This window comes from Mesorhizobium sp. BH1-1-4, from assembly GCF_020165665.1.
Lineage (GTDB): Bacteria > Pseudomonadota > Alphaproteobacteria > Rhizobiales > Rhizobiaceae > Mesorhizobium.
Window position 1 is genome coordinate 157,793 of record NZ_JAIUIN010000003.1, and the last position, 23,959, is coordinate 181,751.

Consider the following 23,959-nt stretch of genomic DNA (forward strand, 5'->3'; position numbering starts at 1 on the left):
ACGCGACGCGCTTTAGAGCCGGGCTCATGCCGAAATTCGAAGCCACCCGCCGCGTAGCCCACACGCCTCGGCAGATGTTCGCGCTGGTCGCCGATATCGAGACCTATCCGCAATTCCTGCCGCTTTGCGAGGCGCTGACGGTCCGCTCGCGCAAGGAGCGTGACGGACGCACCATCCTCGTCGCCGACATGAGCATCGGCTATAAGGCGATCCGTGAGACCTTCACCACGCAGGTGCTGCTGAAGCCCGACGAGAACGCCATCGATGTGAAATACATCGACGGCCCGTTCAAATATCTGAGCAATGTCTGGCGTTTCGAGCCAGACGGCGCCGGCTGCGCCGTGCGCTTCTTCATCGACTATGAATTCAAGAGCCGAATCCTGGGCGCGCTGATGGGCACGATGTTCGATCGTGCCTTCCGTATGTTCGCCGAGGCTTTCGAGAAGCGCGCTGACGTCATCTACGGCAAGACACCGGCGGCCTGACTCTCGCCAAGTGCCTGCAAGCCGAGCTCCAGCGCATGTTTGACCGTTTCCCGGCGGATGAAGTCGCGGCCATTGTCGGCAAACAGCTTTCGTTCGGCCGTCACGGGTCGGCCGTTGACGGCAACGCCAAACCAGACCAGCCCGACCGGCTTTTCCGCGGAACCGCCGCCCGGACCGGCAATGCCTGTGACCGCCATCGTCAGCGCGGCGCGCGAACGGGCAAGCGCGCCGGCTGCCATCTCGGTCGCCGTCTCGCGGGATACCGCGCCATGCGCGTCGAGCGTGGTGGCGCGAACGCCGAGCATGTCCATCTTGGCTTCATTGGAATAGGTGATGAAGCCGCGATCGACCACGGCGGAAGAGCCGGCGATGTCGGTCAGCGCGGCGATGATCATGCCTCCCGTGCAGCTTTCCGCCGTCGCCAGCATGATGCCGCGCTCGCGGCAGGCCTCGAACAGGGCGATTGCCAGTTCGCCGTTGGTCATTCCGGAACCTCGCCGGGAAACACCACGCTGGCGGTGGCGATTGCCGCTATACCTTCCTCACGGCCGACGAAGCCGAGCTTCTCGTTGGTCGTCGCCTTGACGGAGATGCGGTCGGCGGAAATGCCCAGCATCTGCGAAAGAACTGATGTCATCGCCTCGCGGTGCGGGCCGACGCGCGGTGCTTCGCAGATCAGCGTGATGTCGGCATTGGCGATGCGCCCGCCGCGCTCGCGCACCAGTCTTGCCGCATGTTCGACGAATATGCGCGAGGCAGCGCCTTTCCACCGCGGATCGGACGGCGGAAAGTGCGTGCCGATGTCGCCGGCCCCGCAGGTCGCCAACAATGCGTCGGTGAGGGCGTGCAGGCCGACATCGGCGTCGGAATGGCCCGACAGTTTCCTGTCATGCGGGATGGCGACGCCGCAGAGCGTGACGTGGTCGCCGGGCTCGAAGGCATGGACGTCATAGCCATTGCCGGTGCGGACGTCGGGGAAGTGCGCCCGTTCGCTGGAAAGCCGCTGGTGTGCCATGGCGATGTCTCGTGCCCAGGTGAGTTTGACATTGTCCGGTGAGCCCGGAACGAGCTTCACCGGCATCTGCATCCATTCGGCGATCGACGCGTCGTCGGTAAAGTCGGTCTTGCCGCTGCTGTAGGCTTCCTCATGCATCGTCATGATGGCGAGGAATGGAAAGCCTTGCGGCGTTTGCGCCGCGTGCAGCCCGCTCCTGGGGACTGTTTCGCCGACCATGCCGGTGGCCGATTCGCGTTTCAGCGTGTCGGCGACCGGCAGTGCGGGAAGCGCGCCCTCTCGCTCGCCGATAGCCGCGATGGTGCGGTCGATCAGATCCACGTCGACAAAGGGGCGTGCGGCATCGTGGATGAGAACCTTGTCCGGCGCGTAGCTTCTCAGCGCCTGCAGCCCTAGCCGAACCGAATCCTGCCGGGTTGCGCCCCCGGCGATTGCCGTCACCCGATCGGCGTCGGTGCCGACCGCTTGCCGGAAAAGCTCGCGGTCCTCGGCATGAATGGCCACGACGATCCGGCCGATGAGCGGGTGCGCCAGAAAAATGTCGATGACGCGAGCGATGACGGCGCGACCGCCAACTCGTTGATATTGCTTGGGACCATCGGCCTGTCCGGCGCGCGCGCCGCGGCCTGCCGCGACGATAACCACCGCGACTTTGCCACTCGGATCCGAAGCCTGATTTTCAGTTGCGCCCGTCATGCCGTCTGGTCCTAGTCGCGGCCAAGGACGAAGGCCAGCTTTTTCCCAATTGCGCCTTAATGTGGCGTCATTGCGCGTTGCACATTTCTCTCGATCTGGCTAGAGAATGTGCAACGAATGGACATGCTTGGTTTTTGTGCATGGTTAACTTGATCAGATTGGCCGCGCCACTCGATGTCGGCGGCGTGATAATCCGCAACGGCGTTTTCCTCGCGCCGATGTCGGGGATCACCGACGAGGCGTTCAGGCAGCGCGCGTATGCGCATGGCGCCGGCCTGGTCGTGTCCGAAATGGTGGCAAGCGGCGAACTCGCCAAGGGCAGGGCCGGCTGCGATCTGCGCATACGCCATTCCGGCCTGCCCGTCCATATGGTGCAGCTTGCCGGCCGTGAGGCTATCCACATGGCCGAAGGCGCTCGAATCGCCGCCGGTGAGGGCGCCGACATCATCGACATCAACATGGGCTGCCCGGCCAAGAAGGTCACCGGTGGCTATGCCGGCTCGGCGTTGATGCTCAACCTCGACCACGCGCTTTCGCTGATCAAGGCCGTGGTCGGCGCCGTCAAGGTGCCGGTGACGGTCAAAATGCGGCTGGGTTGGGACGAAGGCGCACTCAACGCTCCCGTCCTTGCGCGCCGGGCCGAGCAGGCGGGCGTCAGGATGGTCACTGTCCATGGCCGCACACGCTGCCAGTTCTACCAGGGCAAAGCGGACTGGCGCGCCATCGCTCGCGTCAAGGAGGCCGTATCCATCCCGGTCGTCGCCAACGGCGATGTCTGCTCGCCTGCCGAAGCCTCGCTCATTCTCGAACAGTCCGGCGCCGACGCGGTGATGGTCGGCCGCGCCCACTATGGCGCGCCATGGATCGCCGGCAGCATCGCGTCGGCCGCCGCCGGGACATTTTCGCCCGGCATTCCCGAGACCCGCCAAGCGCTCGCCGATTATGTCGTTGCCCATTACGAGGACATGCTGGCGCTTTACGGCGTCGAGAGCGGCCTGCGGCAGGCGCGCAAGCATCTCGGCTGGTATCTAGACCGACATGCCGAAGGTGCCGCCGGCGACACTAGAAAAGCGATCATGACCGGGTTCGAACCGGCCCGCGTCATTGCCTTGCTGCGCGATGTGTTCTCGCGCGATCCGCAAACCTTGAACCTGCGGAGCGCCGCATGACCGCCACTGCCGTCCAGGGCACCGAAATGGCGGATGCCGCCCAGATCGTGCTGAACACGATTCGCCGCCCGGTGATCATGATCAGCGAGGAAGGGTTCATCACCTTCGCCAACGCCGATGCCGAGGATTTCTTTCGCTCCAGCGCAACCATGCTGGCGCGCAACACCTTGTCCAAACTCATACCGTTCGGCAGCCCGTTGCTGACGCTGGTCGACCAGGTGCGCGAGCGCCGCGCGCCCGTCAACGAGTATCGGGTCGACGTCTCGTCACCGCGCCTCGGCATCGAGAAGGTCGTCGATCTCTATGTCGCGCCGGTGCCGGAATTTCCGGGTTCCGTCGTGGTCATGTTCCAGGAACGATCGATGGCCGACAAGATCGACCGCCAGATGACGCATCGCGGTGCGGCACGCTCGGTCACCGGCCTGGCGGCGATGCTGGCGCATGAGATCAAGAATCCGCTCTCCGGCATTAGGGGAGCGGCGCAACTGCTCGAACTGTCGGCGTCGGATGAGGATCGCGCGCTGACGCGGCTGATCACCGACGAGACGGACCGCATCGTGTCGCTGGTCGACCGTATGGAGGTGTTTTCGGACGAACGGCCGATCGACCGCTATCCCGTGAATATCCATGTCGTGCTCGATCATGTGAAAGCGATCGCAAAGAACGGTTTCGCAAAGAAAATCAAGATATTGGAGGATTATGATCCATCATTGCCTCCGGTATTCGCCAATCGCGACCAGCTGATCCAGGTGTTCCTCAATCTGGTCAAGAACGCCGCCGAGGCGATCGGCAGCGATCCCCAGGGCGAGATCGTGCTGTCCACCGCCTTCCGGCCCGGCATTCGCGTTTCGGTCCCGGGCACGCAGGACCGCGTATCTTTGCCGCTGGAGTTCTGCGTACGCGACAATGGTTCCGGCGTCTCGGAAGATATCCTGCCGATCCTGTTCGATCCTTTCATCACCACCAAGCCGAACGGCTCGGGGCTGGGGTTGGCGCTGGTCGCCAAGATCGTCGGTGAACATGGCGGCATCATCGAATGTGATTCGACGCCGCGCGCAACGACGTTCCGGGTCCTGATGCCGGCCTGGAAGGAAACGGCGCTGGGCGCCGATCAAGATGGCGAAGGAGATCGCAAATGACCGTTCGCGGCAATATTCTCGTCGCCGACGACGACGCGGCGATCCGCACCGTGCTCAATCAGGCCCTGTCACGCGTCGGTCACGAGGTGCGCGTCACCTCCAACGCCTCGACCCTGTGGCGCTGGGTGGCGGCCGGGGAGGGTGATCTCGTCATCACCGACGTCGTGATGCCGGACGAGAACGCCTTCGACATGTTGCCGCGCATCAAGAAGGCAAGGCCGGAACTGCCGGTCATCGTCATGAGCGCCCAGAACACGTTCATGACGGCGATCCGCGCTTCCGAAACCGGCGCCTACGAATATCTGCCGAAGCCGTTCGACCTGACGGAGCTCCTCAACATCGTCAACCGGGCACTTTCGGAGCCGCGGCGGCCAAAGATCGACACGCGGCCGGATGAGCAGCCCGAATCGATGCCGCTGGTCGGCCGTTCGGCCGCCATGCAGGACATCTACCGCATGCTGGCGCGCATGATGCAGACCGACCTGACTGTGATGATCTCGGGCGAATCGGGCACCGGCAAGGAACTGGTGGCGCGGGCGCTGCATGAATATGGACGCCGCCGAGGCGGTCCGTTCGTCGCCATCAACATGGCGGCGATCCCGCGCGATCTCATCGAATCGGAATTGTTCGGCCATGAGAAGGGCGCCTTCACCGGCGCGCAGAACCGCTCGACCGGTCGCTTCGAGCAGGCCGAGGGCGGCACGCTGTTCCTCGACGAGATCGGCGACATGCCGATGGAGGCGCAGACGCGCCTGCTGCGGGTCCTTCAGCAGAGCGAGTACACGACCGTCGGCGGCCGCACGCCGATCAAGACCGACGTGCGCATCGTTGCCGCCACCAACAAGGATCTGCGCACGCTGATCAACCAGGGCCTCTTTCGCGAGGACCTTTTCTACCGTCTCAACGTCGTGCCGCTCAGGTTGCCGGCGCTGCGCGAACGCTCCGAAGACGTGCCCGACCTGGTCCGGCATTTCTTCAAGCTTGGCGAGATGGAGGGGCTGCAGACCAAGCGCATCTCTTCGGGCGGCATCGAACTGATGAAGCGCTATCCCTGGCCGGGCAATGTGCGCGAGCTTGAAAACCTCGTTCGCAGGCTCGCCGCGCTCTATTCGCAGGACGAGATTTCAGCCGAAATCATCGAGGCTGAGCTCAAGACAGGCGAGCGCCCGGTGGTACCCGGTGCCGGCAACCTCATTCCCGACGATCTTTCCATCGGTCAGGCGGTGGAGCACTTCCTGCAGCGCTATTTCGCCTCCTTTGCCGGCGAATTGCCGCCCGCCGGCCTCTACGAGCGCATTCTGTCCGAAGTCGAATATCCGTTGGTACTGGCTTCGATGACGGCAACCCGCGGCAACCAGATCAAGGCCGCGGAGCTTTTGGGGCTCAACCGCAACACGCTGCGCAAGAAGATTCGCGAATTGGGCGTCAACGTCTACAAGTCATCGCGCCAGCCCTGAGCCCGCGTCAGGCACACCATCTTTTCAGGGGACCGAACGGGGAAAGATTCCCGTCCGTGTCACACTTGTTGCATAATCGCCACAATGCGTTGCATAGATCGGACGCAATCACTGGTTCTAGACGGCGATATGGCTTCGCAGGCACCAACACTGAACGAACCGCTTTTTAGCAAACCCGGCGCGCGCGACGGGCGCCGGCTGCTGGCGCTGCCCGGCGTGGTGGCGGTTGTCGGCGCGCTGATCATGGCTGCCATCTCGTTCGCCATCCTGGTGGGCGCCACTCCGATCGCGCCCGACGCCAAGGCGACCTGGTCGCTGATCGCACTCAACGCCGCCTTCGTGCTCTTCCTCATAGCCTTGATCGGCCGTGAGGTGCACCGCATCATCATGGCACGCCGGCATGGCAAGGCTGCCTCGCGGCTGCATGTGCGCATCGTTGCCATGTTCGCGCTCGTCGCCGCCATACCGGCCATCATGGTGGCGATCATCGCATCGATCACGCTCGACATCGGCCTTGATCGCTGGTTCGAGATTCGCACCAAGACGATCGTCAACTCATCCCTGTCGATTGCCGACGCCTATGTTCAGGAGAACGCGCGCAACCTGCAGGGCACGACATTGTCGATGGCCTATGACCTCGATGCGTCGCGGACGCTCTACGGCCTCGATCGCACCGGCTTTCTCGATCTGATGAACAAGGAGGCCGTGGGCCGCTCGCTTGCCCACGCCGCGCTGATCAAGGCCGACGGCTCCTTCGTCATGAGCGCAAAGACCGATGTCGATTTCGCCATGCCGGAGCCGCCCGAAGGCGCCGTGGCCAGTGCCGAAGACGGCAAGCCCGTGCTGATCGAACCGCGCACGCGCAACATTATGGGCGCTATCGTCAAGCTGCGCGAGATCGAAGGGCTCTATCTCTACACCATCCGCCTTGTCGATCCCGATGTGATCAAGGCGCGCCAGATCGTGCGGTCCAACACTGACGAATATCGTGGTCTGGAAGACAATCGCCGCACCTCGCAGGTGGCATTCGCGCTGCCCTACCTGTCGCTGACGCTGATTGTCATCCTGTCGGCGATCTGGACCGGCATTGCCGTCGCCGACCGTCTGGTGCGGCCGATCCGGCAGCTCATTGGTGCCGCCGACGAGGTTGCTACCGGAAACCTGGACGTTGCGGTGCAGGTGCGGCCGTCCGATGGCGATGTCGCCTCGCTTGGCGACACGTTCAACAAGATGCTGCTCGAGCTGAAATCGCAGCGAAACGAAATCCTGTCCGCCAAGGACCTGATCGACGAGCGCCGCCGTTTTTCCGAAGCGGTGCTTGCCGGCGTCACGGCCGGCGTCATCGGCGTCGATCCGTATGGCATCGTCACCATCGTCAACCGCTCGGCCGAGACCATGCTGGCCATTTCCGCCAGCGCGGCCCTTGGGCAGAATCTTTCCGCTGTCCTGCCGCATGTCGGCCGCGTTTTCGAGATTGGCCGCAAGTCCGGCAAACCGGTTTACCGCGAGCAGGTGACCTTCTATCGCGCCGGCGCCGAGCGGACCTTCAATGTGCAGGTCACGATCGAGGCAGGCGACGATGGCTCCGAGGAAAAATCCTATGTGGTGACGGTCGACGACATCACCGACCTGGTTCAGGCCCAGCGTTCGTCCGCATGGGCCGACGTGGCGCGGCGCATTGCCCACGAGATCAAGAACCCACTGACGCCGATCCAGCTTTCCGCCGAGCGCATCAAGCGCCGCTATGGCAAGGTGATCACCGAGGATCGCGAAGTTTTCGACCAGTGTACCGACACAATCATCCGGCAGGTGGAGGACATTGGCCGCATGGTCGACGAGTTCTCGGCTTTCGCGCGCATGCCAAAACCCGAGATGAAGGCCATCGACCTTCGCGAATCACTGCGCGAGGCTTCTTTCCTGGTCGAAGTCAGCCGCGCCGACATCACCTTCGAGCGGATATTCGGCAATGAACCACTCAAGGGCACGTTCGACAGCCGGCTGATGGCCCAGGCTTTCGGCAATGTGATCAAGAACGCCGCCGAGGCGATCGACGGTTTGGAACAGAAGGACGGCTCGCACGGCATAATCCGGATTCAAGCCGGCCGCCACAATGGCGCGATTCGCATCGACGTCATCGACAATGGCAAAGGTCTGCCGCGCGAGAATCGCCAACGGCTGCTGGAGCCCTATATGACCACACGCGAGAAGGGCACCGGACTTGGTCTCGCTATCGTCAAGAAGATCGTGGAGGACCATGGCGGCAGGTTGGAACTCCATGACGCGCCCGCGGATTTCCACGGCGGGCGCGGCGCGATGATCAGCATCATCCTGCCGCCCTCGGCCGGCACCCCAGCGCGCGGCGAAGGCAGGGCGGACCACGAACGAGAAACTGAAAAGGTCGGTAATGGCGTCTGATATTCTCATCGTCGATGACGAGGAAGACATCCGCGAGCTCGTCGCAGGCATCTTGAGTGACGAGGGTCACGAAACCCGTACGGCATTCGACGCCGACAGTGCACTGGCGGCTATAGCCGACCGGGCGCCGAGGCTGATCTTCCTGGACATCTGGCTGCAGGGTTCGCGTCTGGACGGGTTGGCGTTGCTCGACGAGATCAAGACCATGCACCCCAACCTGCCCGTGGTGATGATTTCAGGTCATGGCAACATCGAAACGGCGGTTTCCGCCATTCGCCGCGGCGCCTATGACTTCATCGAGAAGCCGTTCAAGGCCGACAGGCTGATCCTCATTGCCGAGCGCGCGCTCGAGACCTCGAAATTGCGCCGCGAGGTTTCCGACCTCAAACTGCGCAGCGGCGAGACCTTCGACCTGATCGGCATGTCGTCGGCGATGAGCCAGTTGCGCCAGACCATCGAGCGCGTCGCGCCGACCAACAGCCGCGTGATGATCGTTGGCCCCTCCGGTTCGGGCAAGGAACTGGCGGCGCGCGCCATCCATACACTGTCGACACGCAAGGGTGGGCCTTTCGTGACGCTGAGCGCCGCCAACATCACGCCCGAACGCATGGAGATCGAGTTGTTCGGCACCGAATCGAACGGGGTCGAACGCAAGGTGGGAGCGCTGGAGGAAGCCCATCGCGGCATTCTCTACATCGACGAAGTGGCCGACATGCCGCGCGAGACGCAGAACAAGATTTTGCGCGTGCTGGTCGAACAGCAGTTCGAGCGGGTGGGCGGCACGAAGCGGGTCAAGGTCGATGTGCGCATCATTTCCTCGACCTCGCAGAACCTGGAGGCGATGATCGCCGACGGGCGTTTCCGCGAGGATCTTTACCACCGTCTCGCGGTCGTCCCGGTCATGGTGCCCGGACTTGCCGAGCGGCGCGAGGACATTCCCTATCTCGTCGACAATTTCATGAAGCAGATCGCCCGCCAGGCCGGCATCAAGCCGCGCCGCATCGGCGACGACGCACTGGCCGTGCTGCAGGCGCACAATTGGCCGGGCAACGTCCGCCAGCTGCGCAACAATGTCGAGCGCCTGATGATCCTGGCGCGCGGCGAGGACGTCGACGCGCCGATCACCGCCGATCTTTTGCCGTCCGAAATCGGCGATGTCATGCCGCGCACACCCAACCAGTCGGACCAGCACATCATGGCGCTGCCGCTGCGCGAGGCACGCGAACAGTTCGAAAAGGACTATCTGATCGCCCAGATCAACCGGTTCGGCGGCAACATTTCGAAGACCGCCGAGTTCATCGGCATGGAACGCTCCGCCTTGCATCGCAAGCTGAAGTCGCTGGGCGTCTGACCGGATATCCAGTGGCCCACGCGATTGTCCGTTACCTCAAGGGCGGAATCGCCTAAACAGGCCGGACCAAATTCCCCGAGGTGACAAATGCCGCGCATTGCCTATGTGAACGGGCGCTACATCGCTCATGCCGATGCCGCCGTGCATATCGAGGATCGCGGCTATCAGTTCGCCGACGGCGTCTACGAGGTCTGCGAGGTGGCGCGCGGCTTCATCGTCGACATGCCGCGCCACCTCGCCCGGCTTAACCGCTCGCTGACCGAACTGTCGATCGCCTGGCCGGTGACGCGCAACGTGTTGCCGCTGATCCTGCGCGAGGTGGTCAACCGCAACCATGTCGTCGACGGTCTGGTCTATGTTCAGGTGACGCGTGGTGTCGCCAGCCGCGATTTCGTTTTTCCGTCGGCGGACACCAAGCCGGCTTTGGTGGTGACAGCCAGGAAGGCGGATCCTGCCGCCGGCACGAAACGCGCCGAGACCGGCATCGCGGTCATCACCGTGCCGGAGAACCGCTGGGACCGTGTCGACATCAAGACCGTCGGACTGCTGCCCAATGTGTTGGCCAAGCAGAAGGCCAAGGAGGCGGGCGCGCAGGAGGCGTGGTTCGTGGATACAGATGGCAACGTCAAGGAAGGTGGCTCGTCGAATGCCTGGATCGTTACCAGGGACGGCGTTCTGGTCACCCGGCCGGCCGAACATGGCATTTTGCGCGGCATCACGCGCACCACCATGTTCGAAGTCGCGGCAAAGCTCGGCCTGAAGATCGAGGAGCGTGGATTTTCCGTCGCCGAGGCCAAGGCGGCCCGCGAAGCATTCATCAGTTCGGCGACGACTATTGCCATGCCGATCGTGGCCATTGACGGTGATCCCGTAGCCAACGGACACCCCGGCTCAATAACACTTTCGTTGCGGCAGGCCTTTTTTGACATTGCGGAAAAAAGTCCAGCCTGATAACCGCTCAGGTGGAATGAACATCAATATATCTCGTTCTGCTTGTCGTTACTGACGGCAAGAGGGTGTTTGCGCGCTTGACATGTGCCCGCTAATTTGGCGCATTGGCTGCAAACCGAAGGGGATCGGCGAAAGACAAAAACAATGGCGGAACGATCGCAAAACCTTCAGGACCTGTTCCTGAATTCAGTTCGCAAGAGCAAGAACCCGCTCACCATCTTTCTCATCAACGGCGTGAAGCTGACCGGCGTGGTCACTTCTTTCGACAATTTTTGCGTCCTGTTGCGCCGCGACGGCCACTCCCAGCTCGTCTACAAGCACGCCATTTCCACGATCATGCCGAGCCAGCCGGTTCAGATGTTCGATGGCGAGGAAAGCCAGGGCGCCTGATTGGCACGTGAGAAGGACGCGGACGGCACGGTTCGCGGAAAACCAGCACATCATCCCGGGACGGTAGCCGAAGCCCCGACCCGGGCTGTTGTCATCGTGCCGGTGCTTACCCGCCAGCAGCGCGGCGATGACGACACGAACCGTCCCCGGCTGACCCGCTCGGCCGAGGCGCGCCACGACGAAGCAGTCGGCCTTGCCCGCGCCATCAACCTAGATCTGATCCATACGGCGGTCGTGACCGTCAACGACCCTCGCCCGGCGACGCTGCTGGGCAGCGGCAAGGTCGAGGAGTTGGCCGAAATCGTCAAGGAAGGTCACGCGGAAGTGGTCATCGTCGACCACCCGCTGACGCCGGTGCAGCAGCGCAATCTCGAGAAGGAATTCAACGCCAAGGTGTTGGATCGTACCGGGCTGATCCTGGAGATATTCGGGGAGCGGGCGCGTACCAAGGAAGGCACGCTGCAGGTCGAGCTTGCCCATCTCAACTACCAGAAGGGCCGCCTGGTACGCAGCTGGACCCACCTGGAGCGCCAGCGCGGCGGTGCCGGCTTCCTCGGCGGTCCCGGTGAAACGCAGATCGAATCCGATCGGCGGCAGTTGCAGGAAAAGATCATAAAACTGAAGCACGAGCTGGAAACCGTGCGCCGCACCCGTGACCTACACCGCGCCAAGCGCAAGAAGGTGCCGTTTCCGGTGGTGGCGATCGTCGGCTACACCAACGCCGGCAAGTCGACGCTGTTCAACAAGCTGACCGGAGCAGGGGTGCTGGCGCAGGACATGCTGTTTGCCACGCTTGATCCGACCCTGCGCCGCGTGCGCCTGCCACATGGCACACCGATTATTCTTTCCGACACGGTCGGCTTCATTTCTGACCTGCCGACGCATCTGATCGCGGCTTTCCGCGCGACGTTGGAGGAGGTGGTCGAGGCCGATCTGGTCATCCATCTGCGCGACATTTCCGATCCCGATACGGCTGCGCAGGCCGAGGACGTCGAGCGCATCCTCGCCGACCTCGGCGTCGATGCCAGCGACACCAAGCGGGTCATCGAAGTCTGGAACAAGATCGACCTTCTGGACGACGGCAACAGGCAGCGGCTGCTAGCCGACGGCAGCAAGGAACCGCCAATTGCCGTATCCGCGGTATCGGGCGAAGGCATCGATGCGCTGAAGGCCATCATCGAAACCCGGATGGCCGGCGAGCTCGAAGATCTGACGGTGACGATCGAGCCGGCACAGTTCGGCTTGGTCGACTGGCTTTATCGCAATGGTGACGTCGTTTCGCGGACTGACAATGACGACGGCAGCGCTACCCTTTCGCTGAAGGCCACACAAAGCGCCCGAGAAGAGATCGAAAGCCGATTGCGTCGCAAAAACAACGGGTAAGCGCGTAAATTCCGGGAAAATTGTATCGCGTTTCTCGTAAGGAATTGCCGGGCCTACTTCGCGGTCTTTGCTTCCTGCCAGAGCGCTTCCATTTCTTCCAGCGTAGCTTCCTCCAGCGAGCCGCCTGATTTGTCCAGGGCCTGCTCGACATAGTGGAAACGTGAGCGGAATTTCTCGTTCGTGCCGCTGAGTGCCGCCTCCGAATCGAGCTTCAGATGGCGGCCGAGATTGACGACAGCAAACAGCATGTCGCCGAACTCGTCCTTGATCTCGGCCGTTTCACCTTTGGCCAGTGCCTCGCGCAACTCCCCGATTTCTTCCTCGATCTTGTCCAGGATGGGGGCAGCCTCGCTCCAGTCGAAGCCGACGCGGGCGGCTTTTTCCTGAAGTTTCAGGGCTCGCGTCAAGGCGGGCAGGGCGACCGGAACGCTGTCCAGGAAGCCCTTGCCATTGTCCTCGGGGTCGAGGCCTCGCGCGAGGCGGGCTTGTCGCTTCTCGGCCTTCTCCTGCGCCTTGATCTTTTCCCACATGCCCTTGGCCAGGCCGGCGCTGCGGGCCTTTTCGTCGCCAAAGACATGCGGATGGCGGCGGATCATCTTGGTGGTGATAGCCTGGACCACGTCGCCAAAGGCGAATTCGCCGGCCTCCTGCGCCATCTGGGCATGGTAGACGACCTGCAACAGGAGATCGCCAAGCTCGTCGCGCAAATCGTCGAGATCGCCGCGTGCGATGGCATCGGCCACCTCATAGGCTTCCTCGATCGTATAGGGCGCGATGGTGGAGAAATTCTGCTCGATATCCCACGGGCAACCGGTCTTCGGCGCGCGCAACGCCGCCATGATCTCGATCAGGCGTGAAATATCTTTCGATGGTGTCATGCGGCGAATGCTATCGCGCCGACCGACGCACGGCCAACGCTGTCAGCCGGGAAGGGGACCTTGTCCACAGTTGCACCGTATCAGCTTCGTCAGTCCAGCACGGAAACGATCGCCTTGGCGAGGTCATCCATGCCGTCCTCCGGCAGGCCTGCCACGTTGATGCGGCTGTCGCCGACCATGTAGACGGCGTGCTCGGCGCGCAGCCGTTCGACCTGCGCTTCCGTGAGGCCGAGCCTGGAGAACATGCCGCGATGGCTGGCAACGAAGTCGAAACGGTCGGAGTTGGATTGCCGGCGCAGTGCCTCGGCGAAAGCCACACGAAGCCGCAGCATGCGCAGGCGCATCTCCTCGAGTTCGGCTTCCCAGTCGGCACGCAGCGCGGCGTCTTCCAGCACGATGCGTACCGCGGCCGCGCCGTGGTCCGGCGGCATCGAATACATGGCGCGCGCCGCCGACAGCATCTGGCTCATCGCGATGTCCGCCTGCGCACCGTCCCGGGCCAGGACCATCGCCGCGCCGACACGGTCGCGGTAGACGGCGAAATTCTTCGAACAGCTCGACGCGACAACCATTTCCGGAACTTTCGCCGCCAGCAGCCGCAAGCCGAGGGCATCGGCCTCCAGGCCATCGCCGAAGCCCTGATAGGCGATGTCGACAAACGGCAGCAGACCGCGCTCGACGACAAGATCGGTCACGGCCTCCCACTGAGCGGCGTCCAGATTGGCGCCGGTCGGGTTGTGGCAGCAGCCGTGCAGCAACACCACGTCGCCGCTCTGCGCCGTCCGCAGCGCCGCCAGCATGTCGTCGAAACGAACCGCGCCCGAAGTCGCGTCGAAATAGGGGTATTCGCGGATTTGCAGGCCGGCGGCCCGCATCACCGGCATATGGTTCGGCCAGGTCGGGTCGGAGACCCACACCGTCGCGTCCGACCGTGTGCGCTTGAGCAGTTCCGCCACCAGTCGCAGCGCACCGGAACCGCCAGGCGCCTGTGCCGCGCGGATGCGCGCCATGTCGGCGCCCGGACCAAAGGCGAGCTTGGCCATGACTGTGTTGAAGCCGGTATCGCCGGCAAGGCCGAGATAGGTCTTGGTGTCCTGACTATTCAGCAGCCGCTTCTCGGCCTCGCGCACGGCGCGCATGACCGGCGTCTTGCCGTCGCGATCCTTGTAGACGCCGACGCCGAGGTCGACCTTGCCAGGACGTGGATCGGCGCGATAGAGCCCGATCAGCGCGAGAATCTTGTCGGCGGGAGCTGGCTGCAGGTCTTCGAACATCATTATGGTTCCGTTGGCGCGGCGGAGTGATACGCAAATCGGCCACGTTTCACCAGCGGTTTTGATTGCGCCGGCACCTGTTGGTGCGGCTTTCAACCACTTCAGAGAAAGCATGCTCCATGCTCGTCCGTCTGACCATGATCTGTGCCGGCGCCACGGCGGCGACCCGGAAAGGATCGTTTCCGGCCGATGAGCCGCTGGAGCCGAGATCGCTGACCTCGGCCAGAGCGATGCGCGGGACGCTGCGCCGCGCCGACCACGTCTGGACCGCGCCGGCGCTGCGGGCTCGCCAGACCGCCGAGACGTTGGGGCTGGAAGCATCGGTCGAACCGCTGCTGGCGGACCAGGACTACGGACGATGGTCAGGCAGGAGCTTCGAAGAGGTGCAGGCGCAACAGCCGAATGAGATCGTTGCCTGGCTTAGCAATCCCAATACCGCCCCGCATGGTGGCGAGTCGCTGGCCGATGTAGCGGGCAGGGCGTCAAAGCTGATGGATGGCTTGATTGCCGAAGCCGGCCACACCATCGCCGTGACGCATGCCAGCGTCATCCGCACCGCTATCCTGCACGTTCTCGGCGCGCCGCTTGCCGCCAGCGCGAAGATCGACATCGAACCCTTGAGCATCACCGATTTTCGCAGCGACGGCCGCCGGTGGGTGCTGCGCGCTTGCGGCATGACGGCTCCCAAACCGGCAAATCCGCGCCAGGCTTGAGTGCGGCGTCGGATGCCCGGCGAAAAATTTGGCGGTAGCCGGGATTAAAATCCCCACATGCTCCGTAAACAGGGCATGAAACGGTCGATGCCACGCTTTGACATCATAGGACAGCTCGGGTCGCTGCGGCGCTACGCGCGCTCGCTGACGCGCGACGGCGTCGAGGCCGAGGATCTCGTGCATGACGCGCTGGTGCGTGCCTATGAGCGGCGCGGCACGTTCCGCTCGGGCGGAAACCTGCGAGCCTGGCTGTTGTCGATCGTCCACAACACCTTCATCGACCGGGTGCGCTCGCGCCGGTCGGAAGCCGCGCGCCTCGAACAGGCCGGATATCTGGCCGACAGCAGCACGCCAGCGCCGCAGGAGCATTCGGTGCGCCTTGCGCAGGTGCGAGAAGCCTTCTTCAGCCTGCCGGAAGAGCAGCGCTCGGCTCTGCATCTGGTCGCCATCGAGGGCCTTTCCTACCAGCAGGCCGCCAATGCCAGCGGCGTGCCGCTCGGCACGCTGATGTCGCGCATCGGCCGGGCGCGCGCCGCCTTGCGCCAGATGGAAGAAGCACCGGCGCGCGGCAAAAATCATCTCAGGATCGTGGGAGGCGACTCATGACCGCTCTGGTCGACCCGGTTACAGACGCCGATCTCGACGCCTATGTCGACGATCAACTCGATGTCACCCGCCGCATCGAGGTCGAAGCTTTCCTGTCCGCGCGCCCGGAGACGGCCGCGCGTGTGATGTTGGATCTCAGAACCCGCGACGAGCTGCGCGTGGCGCTTGCCGGCTCCCAGGGCATGGCGCGGCCGGCGACGGCCGATGCCGCGCGGCGGCTGGAGAGGGGGCTTGGCCGGGGCCGCATCTTCGGTGTGCTGCAGCGTGCGGCGACGGTTGCCGCCCTGGTCGGCGCCGGCTGGCTGGCCAATGGCATCATCGGACCGATGTCGGTGACCAAGGTTATCGCCTCGCCGCAGCCGCCTGCCTATGTCGATGAGGCCGTGCGGGCACACAGGACGACACTGGTGCGCGAGAGCATGCCCTCGCAAACCGAGGCGCCCAATTACAATGCCGGCGAGATCCGCGCCGCCACCGCCATCGTCATGCCATCCCTGCCGAAGGACTGGAAGGTGCGCGACGTGCAGATCTATCCGTCGCGCTTCGGACCGAGCGTCGAGATGGCCGTCGATACGAAGGATATGGGCCTGGTGTCGTTGTTCGCGATCCGGCCGGGCAGCTTCGACGTGGTCAAGCCGACCGTGGCGCCTTCGGGCGATATTTCGTCGGCCTATTTCCAGATCGGCGAGGTCGCCTATGCGGTTGTCGCGAAAAGTGGGGTCCATGACCTCGACCGCGCCGCGGAGACGCTCGCCAGAACGCTTTACTGATCGACCCGCAAAGGAGAATTGAGATGAATACCCCCAATATGGGATACCGCGTCGGCGCGGGCGCCCGGTCCGGAGTCGTCTATGACGAAGGCCTGCGCCAGCACATGCTGCGCGTCTACAACTATATGGGCCTCGGCCTTGTCGTCACCGGCCTTGTCGCCTTCATGGTGTCGTCGACGCCGGCGCTTTACGTGCCGATCTTTTCCAGCCCGCTGAAATATGTGGTGATGCTGGCGCCGCTCGCCTTCGTGCTTTTGTTCTCGTTCAAGATGCAAACCATGTCGGCATCGAGCGCGCAGGCGATGTTCTGGGCCTTCTGTGCTGTCATGGGCCTGTCGCTGGCCTCGGTGGTCCTGGTCTTCACCGGAACCAGCATCGCGCGCACCTTCTTCATCGCCGCCACCATGTTCGGCGCCACCAGCCTCTACGGCTACACGACCAGGCGTGACCTGACCCAGTTCTCGTCCTTCCTGATCATGGGCCTGATCGGCGTGGTGATCGCCAGCATCGTCAACATCTTCCTCGGCTCGACCGCGCTGCAGTTCGCCATCTCGGTGATCGGCATCGCCGTGTTCATCGGCCTGACCGCCTGGGACACGCAGACGATCAAGGAACAGTATGCCGAGAATTTCGACGGCGAATCGCGCCAGAAGCTCGCCGTTTTCGGCGCCTTCTCGCTCTATCTGAACTTCATCAACATCTTCCAGTTGCTGTTGAATTTCACCGGTGAGCGCGAATAGTCCGGACCGTGGCAGGCAACAGCTTTGAGTCTTGGCGTGGCCGGAGGGAACCTCCGGCCATTTTCGTTCGAAAGACGTCTGGCTCGCACCGCCGCCTTGAGTTCACGCCCGACCATTTGCTAGCCTGCCGGCCAAGCCAGACAAACCGCGAGGACAAATGGAACAGGACGGCCTGACGCTTCATGGCGACGGCATATTGGCAACCATCCTCTCACACGGCGCCGAGTTGGTTTCCCTGCGGGATGCACAAGGATTTGAGTTCCTGTGGCAGGCTGGACCGGCCTGGCGGCGCCATTCACCGGTCCTGTTTCCGATCGTCGGCCGGCTGAAGGGCGATCAGCTGCGCCATGGCGGCCAGACCTATCCGATGACGCAGCACGGCTTCGCCCGCGACAAGCCGTTTGCCTGGGCGCAGAGGAGCTCGCGATTCTGTAGCCTGCTGCTCACCGACGACGCGGAGACCCGAACGCATTACCCGTTCGCATTTCGCCTTGCCGTGACCTATGCGCTGGGCGAGGGGCAACTCGAGATAGGATTCGAGATCACCAACACCGGCGACGAGCCGATGCCGGCGTCGATCGGGGCGCATCCGGCGTTCAACTGGCCGCTGCTGCCGGAATTGCCCAAGCAGGCCTACCGGCTGATCTTCGCCGAACCAGAGCGCGCACCAATCCGCCGCCTGAAGGAAGGCCTTCTGCTTCCGGCGGCGCAGCCGACGCCTGTCAAAGGCAATATCCTCGAGCTCTCCGAGCGGCTCTTCGATGAGGATGCCGTGATCCTGGACAACCCAGCCAGCCACAGTGTTCGCTACGGCGCCGATCGCGGCCCGGCGATCGAGGTCTCATGGCGGGGATTTCAGGAACTGGGCATCTGGTCCAAACCCGGCGGCGCACCGTTCCTGTGCATCGAGCCCTGGCACGGGATCACCAGCCCTGTCGATTTCGACGGCGAGTTTGCCGAGAAGCCGGGTGTCATGCTGATCGAGCCGGGCGCCCGGCGCGTGCTGAACTACCGGATAGGCTTCAGCCGGGAACCGTAAGCCATGGCGTATGCCATCAAGGCCGAGATCAGGGACCCGCGGTCGGAGGCCTTCGTCTTCGCCGCCCAGAAAACCATGTATGGCGGCAAGCACATCGCCGAGGGTGACATCGTCTTCCTGTTCGCCAGCGAGAACGAAGGCGGGCAGGGGCTTGTCGCGCGCGGCGTCGTGACATCCGCCGGCACCGTCCCCAAACGTCTCGAACTCGAGCGGCAGACGCCCCGCGTCAGCGTTTCCATTCGCCGTACCGCCCTGGCGAGCGGACGGTTGGGCCGCGATGAACTCAAGCGCGTTTCAGTCGCACTGCCTGAATATTCATCAATCGCTCAGTACGGAAAGGCCGGATTTCAAACCCGTCGAACAATGGTTCCGATCACATTTACGAGAGCCCGGGCGGCGGTAAGCGCCGACAGATTGTCGATGTCGGCGGGAGGATAGAACTCGACGAGGTCGAAACCGGCGATTTTGGCCCGCCTGCCAAGGCCGGCGATCAGGTCGATCAGCTGCGTGTAGGTGAGGCCGCCAGGCGTACGCGCCGCCACGCCCGGCATGATGGAAGGGTCGAGGCTGTCGAAATCCAGGGTGACGACAACCCGCGCTGCTTCCGGAATATGCCGCAGGGCGGCTTCGATACCCTGGGTGTGGATCTCGCGGGCGGTCACGAAACGGCTGCCGTAGCGTTGTGCCGCTTCGATTTCCGCAAGGCGGGCGCTGCCGACGCTGCGGAGACCGACCTGCACCATGCCGGCGACATGCGGCATCTCGCTGGCGCGCCGCATCGGGCTCGAATAGCCGTAGCGCTCGCCATGCACCTCGTCGCGCCAGTCGATATGCGCATCGATCTGCAGAACCCATACCGGACCTTGGTCCGCAAAACCGGCGAGGAAGGGGATGGTCACCGAGCAGTCGCCGCCGAGCAGGATGGGCACCGCCGGCAAGGCCAGGATCTCGCGTGTCTTGGCCTCGATCCCGGCGCGATTGCCGGCATTGTCATGCAGGGTCGTCGGGATGTCGCCGGCATCGATGCAACAGTTGGGCTTGCCGTCAAACAGCGGCCCGCCGAGGTCGAAATCCCAGTGTTCGACGAGCCCGGCATCGTCAAGGCTCGCGCCACGGACAGCATCGGCGGCAAGGGCATAGGCGCTGCTGTCCTTGCCGGGATAGGTGCTGCCGTGACCAGCGCCGAAGATTACCGCACGAGGCGTCACCCCATCGGCAAGGCGATCGGGCAAGCCGAGAAAGGAAGGTCGAGCGGTCATTTCTTGTGCCTTTTGCGTCCAGCCGAAGCGCGGTGAGCAGATTGGGGCAGGGTAGTTGGTTCGTCAGCCGGATTCCACAGCCGAAACCGCCCGCCGCATGGGCTCGGGCAGGCGAGTTCGTCTCTTATGAACTGAACGCAACCACAGGGATAATTTTGGTGACAGAGGGCCTGATCCCGTAAGGCGATTTTGTGAAATCAGGCAGGAACGTAAGTCAACCTGATGACGTCTCCGCCGATCAGGTCGCTGGCCACGAGGCGCAGCCGCGGCCGGGGGGCGGCGAAAAACGGCTTGCCGCGACCGAGTACGACGGGGTGGACGTAAAGTCGATATTCATCGACAAGCTCGGTCAAACTTCCCGCCAGGCCCGGTCCGGAAACCGAAATCTCGCCCGGCAGTTCATCTTTAAGCCTGCGCACCGCAGCCTCCGTGTCATCCCCGACAAGTGTGGCGTTAGGGCCGACAGACTTCAGCGAGCGCGACACGACCCATTTCGGCTGCCGCCGCCATGCCGCTGCAAAGTCGCGTAGATCCGGAGTCCATTCAGGCCGGTCTTCGTCCCAGTAGCGCATGATCTCGTACATATGGCGACCGTACAAACTGCCGGTTAGCCCGTGCACGTGTTCGATCCAATGACGAAACAGCGCCGCATCAGGCGCGAATTTGTCGTGGTCGACGTATCCGTCCAGCGACACGTTCATTCCGAAGACGATCCTCGCCATGTGCAAAATCTCCGCACGTGTCAGCTATGCGGGACCAATCCACGCGATCCCTTTGGCCAAGGCACACTAGCTCCTACAAGACGAACGAAACCAAAGCTGCCCGACACGTGCCCAAATTTTTTCTGGTGAGGGCTGTTGCTGCCGCGCGCCTTCAACTTTGCGCCTGCATCCATAAGTCGCATAAGATAGATTATGGAACTAACACGTGGGCACAGATCGGGGATTGGCGGCGTTTTGGCCATTGGCGGCAAGCGTCTCACACTTCACGACTTCGAGTTCTCGAACGTTCGAACGGCAAATTGAAAACTACCCGAGCCGCTGTCTCTATCGTCCTGACTCGTATGGGATTTCTATCACCATGCCATCATAGGCCGGTTCGACATTGTCGGGCGTCTCGGTCATCACGGCGGTGTAATCGAGCGGCACGTGCATGTGGGTCAGCACCGCTTTCGCAGGCGAAAGCGCCGCGATCCAGTCGAGCGCTTGGCCAAGCGAGAGATGGCTTGGATGCGTGTTGTATTGCAGCGCGTCGATGACCAGCATGTCGAGGCCTTGCAGCCGTTCCGCGGTGGTCTTGGGAAAATCGCTGATATCGGGACAGTAAGCGAGGCCGCCGATGCGGAAGCCGAGCGAGATGATGTCGCCATGGATCTGGGGCAGCGGCTCGAAGGTGAGGGCACCCCCCTCTCCTTCGATCACGACCGGCCTGGCATGATCGATGATGTGGGCATCGACGATCGGCGGATAGGAACTGCCTGGCGGCGTCTCGAAGCAATAGCCGAATGCCTCGCGCAGCCGCAGCATGGTCGGCTCGTCGGCATGGATGTCGATGCGATGGCGCTGCTCCAGCACATAGCCGCGCAGATCGTCGATGCCGTGGATGTGGTCGGCATGCGGGTGCGTGTAGATCACGCCATCGATGCGCCTGACCGAAGCCATCAGCATCTGCTCGCGGAAATCCGGCCCGGTGTCGATGACGACCGTGGTACGGCCGCCATTGGCACCAATGCGCTCGACAAGTGCCGCCGTGCGCATGCGCCGGTTCCTGGGGTTGGCGGGATCGCAATTGCCCCAGTCGCCGGTGATGCGTGGCGTGCCTGGCGACGATCCGCAACCGAGAATGGTCAGGCGCAGCCGGTCGCTCATGCCTCGAGCGCTCGCTGGTCGGGGAGTGGCATTTTTCCAAACAGCCGAAAGAAATTGTCGGTCGTCACTGCCGCGATTGCAGCCTCGCTGACGCCGATTGTCTCGGCCAGCACCTTGGCGGTCTGCGCGACATAGGCCGGCTCGTTGCGCTTGCCGCGAAACGGCACCGGCGCCAGATATGGCGCGTCGGTCTCGACCAGCAAACGGTCGTGCGGCACATCCACGGCGATAGCGCGCAATTCGACCGAGTTCTTGAAGGTGAGGATACCCGAGAACGACACGTAGCCGCCTAACGAGACGCCGACCTCGGCGAGCCGCCGTCCCGAGGAAAAACAGTGCAGGATGAACGGGAAGGCGCCCTTCCCGGTCTCGTCCTCGAGAATGGCGGCCATGTCGTCGTCGGCATCGCGCGAGTGGATGACGAGAGGCAGCCCGGTCTCGCGGGCGGCGGCGATGTGGGCGCGAAAACCTTGAGCCTGCGCATCGCGTGGTGCCTTGTCGTAGAAATAGTCGAGCCCGGCTTCACCGATCGCCACTACCTTGGGATGAGCGGACAGGCGGACAAGGTCGGCGGTGGTGACGTCGAGCTCTTCTGCCGCATTGTGCGGATGGGTGCCCACCGAGCAATAGACTTCGTCGAAAGTCTCAGCGATCTCAATGATTTGCTGAAACCGCTTCACGCGCGTCGAGATCGTCACCATCCGGCTGATACCAGCCGCCTTGGCGCGGGCGACAATGGCCGCCCGCTCTTCGGCAAAATCCGGAAAGTCCAGATGGCAATGGCTGTCGACGAGCATCAGGCGTCCGCGTCCGGCTTGTCATAACGCGGAAAGACCCCCACTGGCGCCGGCAATGCCGTACCGGACACCAGTGCATGGTCGGCATGAACATGCACGAAGTCACGCGCGTCGGCCGGCACCGCCAGCAGATCGAGCAGCTTGCCGGCCGATCCCGGAATGTAGGGCTGGCACAGGACCGCCAAGCGCCGCACCACTTCGGCCGTCGTCCAAAGCACCGTTTCCATGCGCTCCGGGTTGGTTTTCTTCAACGCCCAAGGTTCCTGTCCGGCGAAATACCGGTCGGCCTCCGCCACCACGCCGAAGATCGCCGCCAATGCCAGATGGATGCCTTGCTCGGCCATTGCCTTGCGCGCGGTGGCGAGGGCGTCGACTGCCTGATCCAGGATCGCCTTGTCGGCTTCCGTCAGATCGCCGCGCTTCGGCACCACGCCGCCGCAGTTCTTGGCGATCATCGACAGCGAGCGCTGCGCTAGATTGCCGAGACCGTTGGCGAGATCCGCATTCGTGCGGTTGACGATCGCTTCATGGCTGTAGCTTCCGTCCTGGCCGAATGGAACTTCGCGCAGGAAGAAATACCGCACCTGGTCGAGCCCGTAATGCTCCACCATGGTGGACGGGTCGATGACGTTGCCGACCGACTTCGACATCTTCTCGCCGCGGTTGAACAGGAAGCCATGGCCGAAAACGCGCTTCGGCAGCGGAATGCCGGCCGACATCAGGAAGGCCGGCCAGTACACCGCGTGGAAACGCACGATGTCCTTGCCGATGATGTGCGCATCGGCTGGCCAGAAACGCCAATCATCAGCCTTTTCATCGGGATAGTCGACACCGGTGAGGTAATTTGTCAAGGCGTCGACCCAGACATACATCACGTGTTTTTCGTCGCCAGGCACCGGCACGCCCCAGTCGAAGGTGGTGCGCGAGATCGACAGATCCTTCAGCCCCGACTTGACGAAGCTCATCACCTCGTTGCGGCGCTCGGCCGGGCCGATGAAGTCGGGCTGGTTTTCATAAAGCGCGATGAGCTTGTCCTGATAGGCCGACAAGCGGAAGAAATAGCTCTCTTCCTCGACCCATTCGACCGGCGTTCCCTGCGGCCCGTAGCGGACATTGTCGGGGCGAACCTCGGTTTCCTCCTCACCGTAATAGGCTTCGTCGCGCACCGAGTACCAGCCGGCATAGCCGCCCTTGTAGATGTCGCCATTGGCGGCCATCGCCTTCCAGATCGCCTGCGACGCCGCGTAATGCCGCTCCTCGGTGGTGCGGATGAAATCGTCGTTGGAGGCGTTGAGCGCGGTCGCCATGCGCTTGAACTCGGCGGAATTGCGGTCAGCCAATTCACGCGCCGAAATGCCTTCGCGCTTGGCCGTCTGCAGCATCTTGATGCCGTGCTCGTCGGTGCCGGTGAGGAAGAAGACTTTTCTGCCGTCGAGCCGCTGGAAGCGGGCAAGCGCGTCGGTGGCGATCAGCTCATAGGCATGGCCGATATGCGGCTTGCCGTTCGGATAGGAAATCGCGGTCGTGATGTAGAATGTGTCGCGTGACATGAATGAACCGTCAT

The 23,959-nt window shown here is 63.1% G+C and carries 24 protein-coding genes; 15 read left to right on the forward strand and 9 right to left on the reverse strand.

The genetic code is table 11. The features are described 5' to 3' along the window. Positions 1-26: 26 nt before the first annotated feature. Positions 27-485, forward strand: coding sequence for a type II toxin-antitoxin system RatA family toxin (locus LB569_RS07205; protein WP_140701147.1), 459 nt, complete (start codon positions 27-29; stop codon positions 483-485). Here the strand turns inward: LB569_RS07205 and LB569_RS07210 are convergent. Both LB569_RS07210 and LB569_RS07215 read right to left on the reverse strand, forming a co-directional pair. After that, complete coding sequence (locus LB569_RS07210) at positions 461-970, reverse strand: CinA family protein (protein WP_224534602.1); 510 nt, start codon at positions 968-970, stop codon at positions 461-463. The two genes, LB569_RS07205 and LB569_RS07210, sit on opposite strands and share 25 nt — an antisense overlap. Continuing rightward, positions 967-2,196, reverse strand: a complete 1,230-nt coding sequence (locus LB569_RS07215; protein ID WP_224691615.1) for a bifunctional 2-C-methyl-D-erythritol 4-phosphate cytidylyltransferase/2-C-methyl-D-erythritol 2,4-cyclodiphosphate synthase — start codon at positions 2,194-2,196, stop codon at positions 967-969. The genes LB569_RS07210 and LB569_RS07215 overlap by 4 nt, the downstream gene beginning before the upstream one ends. A 140-nt stretch (positions 2,197-2,336) precedes the next feature. On the opposite strand from LB569_RS07215, the gene dusB reads away from it, so the two are divergent. The 8 genes from dusB (at position 2,337) to hflX (ending at position 12,451) form a co-directional block, all read left to right on the forward strand. After that, entirely contained in the window at positions 2,337-3,365 is a 1,029-nt protein-coding gene (dusB, locus tag LB569_RS07220) for a tRNA dihydrouridine synthase DusB (protein ID WP_140701153.1), read from the forward strand. Next, positions 3,362-4,504, forward strand: coding sequence for a two-component system sensor histidine kinase NtrB (locus LB569_RS07225; RefSeq protein ID WP_140701155.1), 1,143 nt, complete (start codon positions 3,362-3,364; stop codon positions 4,502-4,504). The genes dusB and LB569_RS07225 overlap by 4 nt, the downstream gene beginning before the upstream one ends. Further along, positions 4,501-5,961 (forward strand): nitrogen regulation protein NR(I), encoded by a 1,461-nt coding sequence (gene ntrC, locus LB569_RS07230; RefSeq protein ID WP_224691616.1) that lies wholly within the window; start codon positions 4,501-4,503, stop codon positions 5,959-5,961. The genes LB569_RS07225 and ntrC overlap by 4 nt, the downstream gene beginning before the upstream one ends. 129 nt (positions 5,962-6,090) lie before the next feature. Then, positions 6,091-8,376, forward strand: a complete 2,286-nt coding sequence (locus LB569_RS07235; protein ID WP_224691617.1) for a sensor histidine kinase NtrY-like — start codon at positions 6,091-6,093, stop codon at positions 8,374-8,376. Then, entirely contained in the window at positions 8,366-9,727 is a 1,362-nt protein-coding gene (locus tag LB569_RS07240; RefSeq protein WP_015317919.1) for a sigma-54-dependent transcriptional regulator, read from the forward strand. Before LB569_RS07235 ends, LB569_RS07240 begins: the two co-directional genes overlap by 11 nt. An 87-nt stretch (positions 9,728-9,814) precedes the next feature. Further along, complete coding sequence (locus LB569_RS07245) at positions 9,815-10,678, forward strand: D-amino-acid transaminase (protein ID WP_140701159.1); 864 nt, start codon at positions 9,815-9,817, stop codon at positions 10,676-10,678. A gap of 144 nt (positions 10,679-10,822) precedes the next feature. After that, on the forward strand, positions 10,823-11,068 hold the full coding sequence (gene hfq / locus LB569_RS07250) for an RNA chaperone Hfq (RefSeq protein WP_006202172.1): 246 nt from the start codon (positions 10,823-10,825) through the stop codon (positions 11,066-11,068). Further along, complete coding sequence (hflX, locus tag LB569_RS07255) at positions 11,069-12,451, forward strand: GTPase HflX (RefSeq protein ID WP_224691618.1); 1,383 nt, start codon at positions 11,069-11,071, stop codon at positions 12,449-12,451. Between the two features lie 53 nt (positions 12,452-12,504). On the opposite strand, the gene mazG is transcribed toward hflX, so the two are convergent. Both mazG and LB569_RS07265 read right to left on the reverse strand, forming a co-directional pair. After that, positions 12,505-13,329 carry a nucleoside triphosphate pyrophosphohydrolase gene (gene mazG, locus LB569_RS07260; protein ID WP_140701163.1) on the reverse strand — a complete coding sequence of 275 codons (825 nt, stop codon included), beginning with the start codon at positions 13,327-13,329 and terminating at the stop codon, positions 12,505-12,507. 89 nt (positions 13,330-13,418) lie between these two features. Beyond that, positions 13,419-14,603 (reverse strand): aromatic amino acid transaminase, encoded by a 1,185-nt coding sequence (locus LB569_RS07265; RefSeq protein ID WP_224691894.1) that lies wholly within the window; start codon positions 14,601-14,603, stop codon positions 13,419-13,421. 119 nt (positions 14,604-14,722) lie between these two features. On the opposite strand from LB569_RS07265, the gene LB569_RS07270 reads away from it, so the two are divergent. The 6 genes from LB569_RS07270 (at position 14,723) to LB569_RS07295 (ending at position 18,909) form a co-directional block, all read left to right on the forward strand. Continuing rightward, complete coding sequence (locus LB569_RS07270; RefSeq protein ID WP_224691619.1) at positions 14,723-15,316, forward strand: histidine phosphatase family protein; 594 nt, start codon at positions 14,723-14,725, stop codon at positions 15,314-15,316. Positions 15,317-15,391: 75 nt separating this feature from the next. Continuing rightward, positions 15,392-15,922 (forward strand): sigma-70 family RNA polymerase sigma factor, encoded by a 531-nt coding sequence (locus LB569_RS07275; protein WP_411970195.1) that lies wholly within the window; start codon positions 15,392-15,394, stop codon positions 15,920-15,922. Beyond that, a complete protein-coding gene (locus LB569_RS07280; protein ID WP_224691621.1) occupies positions 15,919-16,692 on the forward strand; it encodes an anti-sigma factor family protein in 774 nt (257 codons plus the stop codon). The genes LB569_RS07275 and LB569_RS07280 overlap by 4 nt, the downstream gene beginning before the upstream one ends. Before the next feature lie 23 nt (positions 16,693-16,715). Then, complete coding sequence (locus LB569_RS07285; RefSeq protein WP_224691622.1) at positions 16,716-17,432, forward strand: Bax inhibitor-1/YccA family protein; 717 nt, start codon at positions 16,716-16,718, stop codon at positions 17,430-17,432. A gap of 157 nt (positions 17,433-17,589) precedes the next feature. After that, positions 17,590-18,471 carry an aldose 1-epimerase family protein gene (locus tag LB569_RS07290; RefSeq protein ID WP_224691623.1) on the forward strand — a complete coding sequence of 294 codons (882 nt, stop codon included), beginning with the start codon at positions 17,590-17,592 and terminating at the stop codon, positions 18,469-18,471. Positions 18,472-18,474: 3 nt separating this feature from the next. Further along, positions 18,475-18,909 (forward strand): hypothetical protein, encoded by a 435-nt coding sequence (locus LB569_RS07295; RefSeq protein ID WP_224691624.1) that lies wholly within the window; start codon positions 18,475-18,477, stop codon positions 18,907-18,909. Here the strand turns inward: LB569_RS07295 and LB569_RS07300 are convergent. The 5 genes from LB569_RS07300 to metG form a co-directional block, all read right to left on the reverse strand. Beyond that, the gene (locus LB569_RS07300; RefSeq protein ID WP_224691625.1) at positions 18,819-19,730 is read right to left on the reverse strand and encodes an agmatinase; all 912 of its coding nucleotides are present in this window, start codon (positions 19,728-19,730) and stop codon (positions 18,819-18,821) included. The genes LB569_RS07295 and LB569_RS07300 overlap by 91 nt on opposite strands. Positions 19,731-19,927: 197 nt before the next feature. Beyond that, positions 19,928-20,452: a dihydrofolate reductase family protein gene (locus LB569_RS07305; RefSeq protein ID WP_224691626.1), complete on the reverse strand. Its 525-nt coding sequence runs from the start codon at positions 20,450-20,452 to the stop codon at positions 19,928-19,930. A 324-nt stretch (positions 20,453-20,776) separates the two neighbouring features. After that, positions 20,777-21,598: an MBL fold metallo-hydrolase gene (locus LB569_RS07310; protein ID WP_224691627.1), complete on the reverse strand. Its 822-nt coding sequence runs from the start codon at positions 21,596-21,598 to the stop codon at positions 20,777-20,779. Next, positions 21,595-22,395: a TatD family hydrolase gene (locus LB569_RS07315; RefSeq protein WP_224691628.1), complete on the reverse strand. Its 801-nt coding sequence runs from the start codon at positions 22,393-22,395 to the stop codon at positions 21,595-21,597. Before LB569_RS07315 ends, LB569_RS07310 begins: the two co-directional genes overlap by 4 nt. After that, positions 22,395-23,945: a methionine--tRNA ligase gene (metG, locus tag LB569_RS07320; protein WP_224691629.1), complete on the reverse strand. Its 1,551-nt coding sequence runs from the start codon at positions 23,943-23,945 to the stop codon at positions 22,395-22,397. Before metG ends, LB569_RS07315 begins: the two co-directional genes overlap by 1 nt. Positions 23,946-23,959 lie beyond the last annotated feature (14 nt).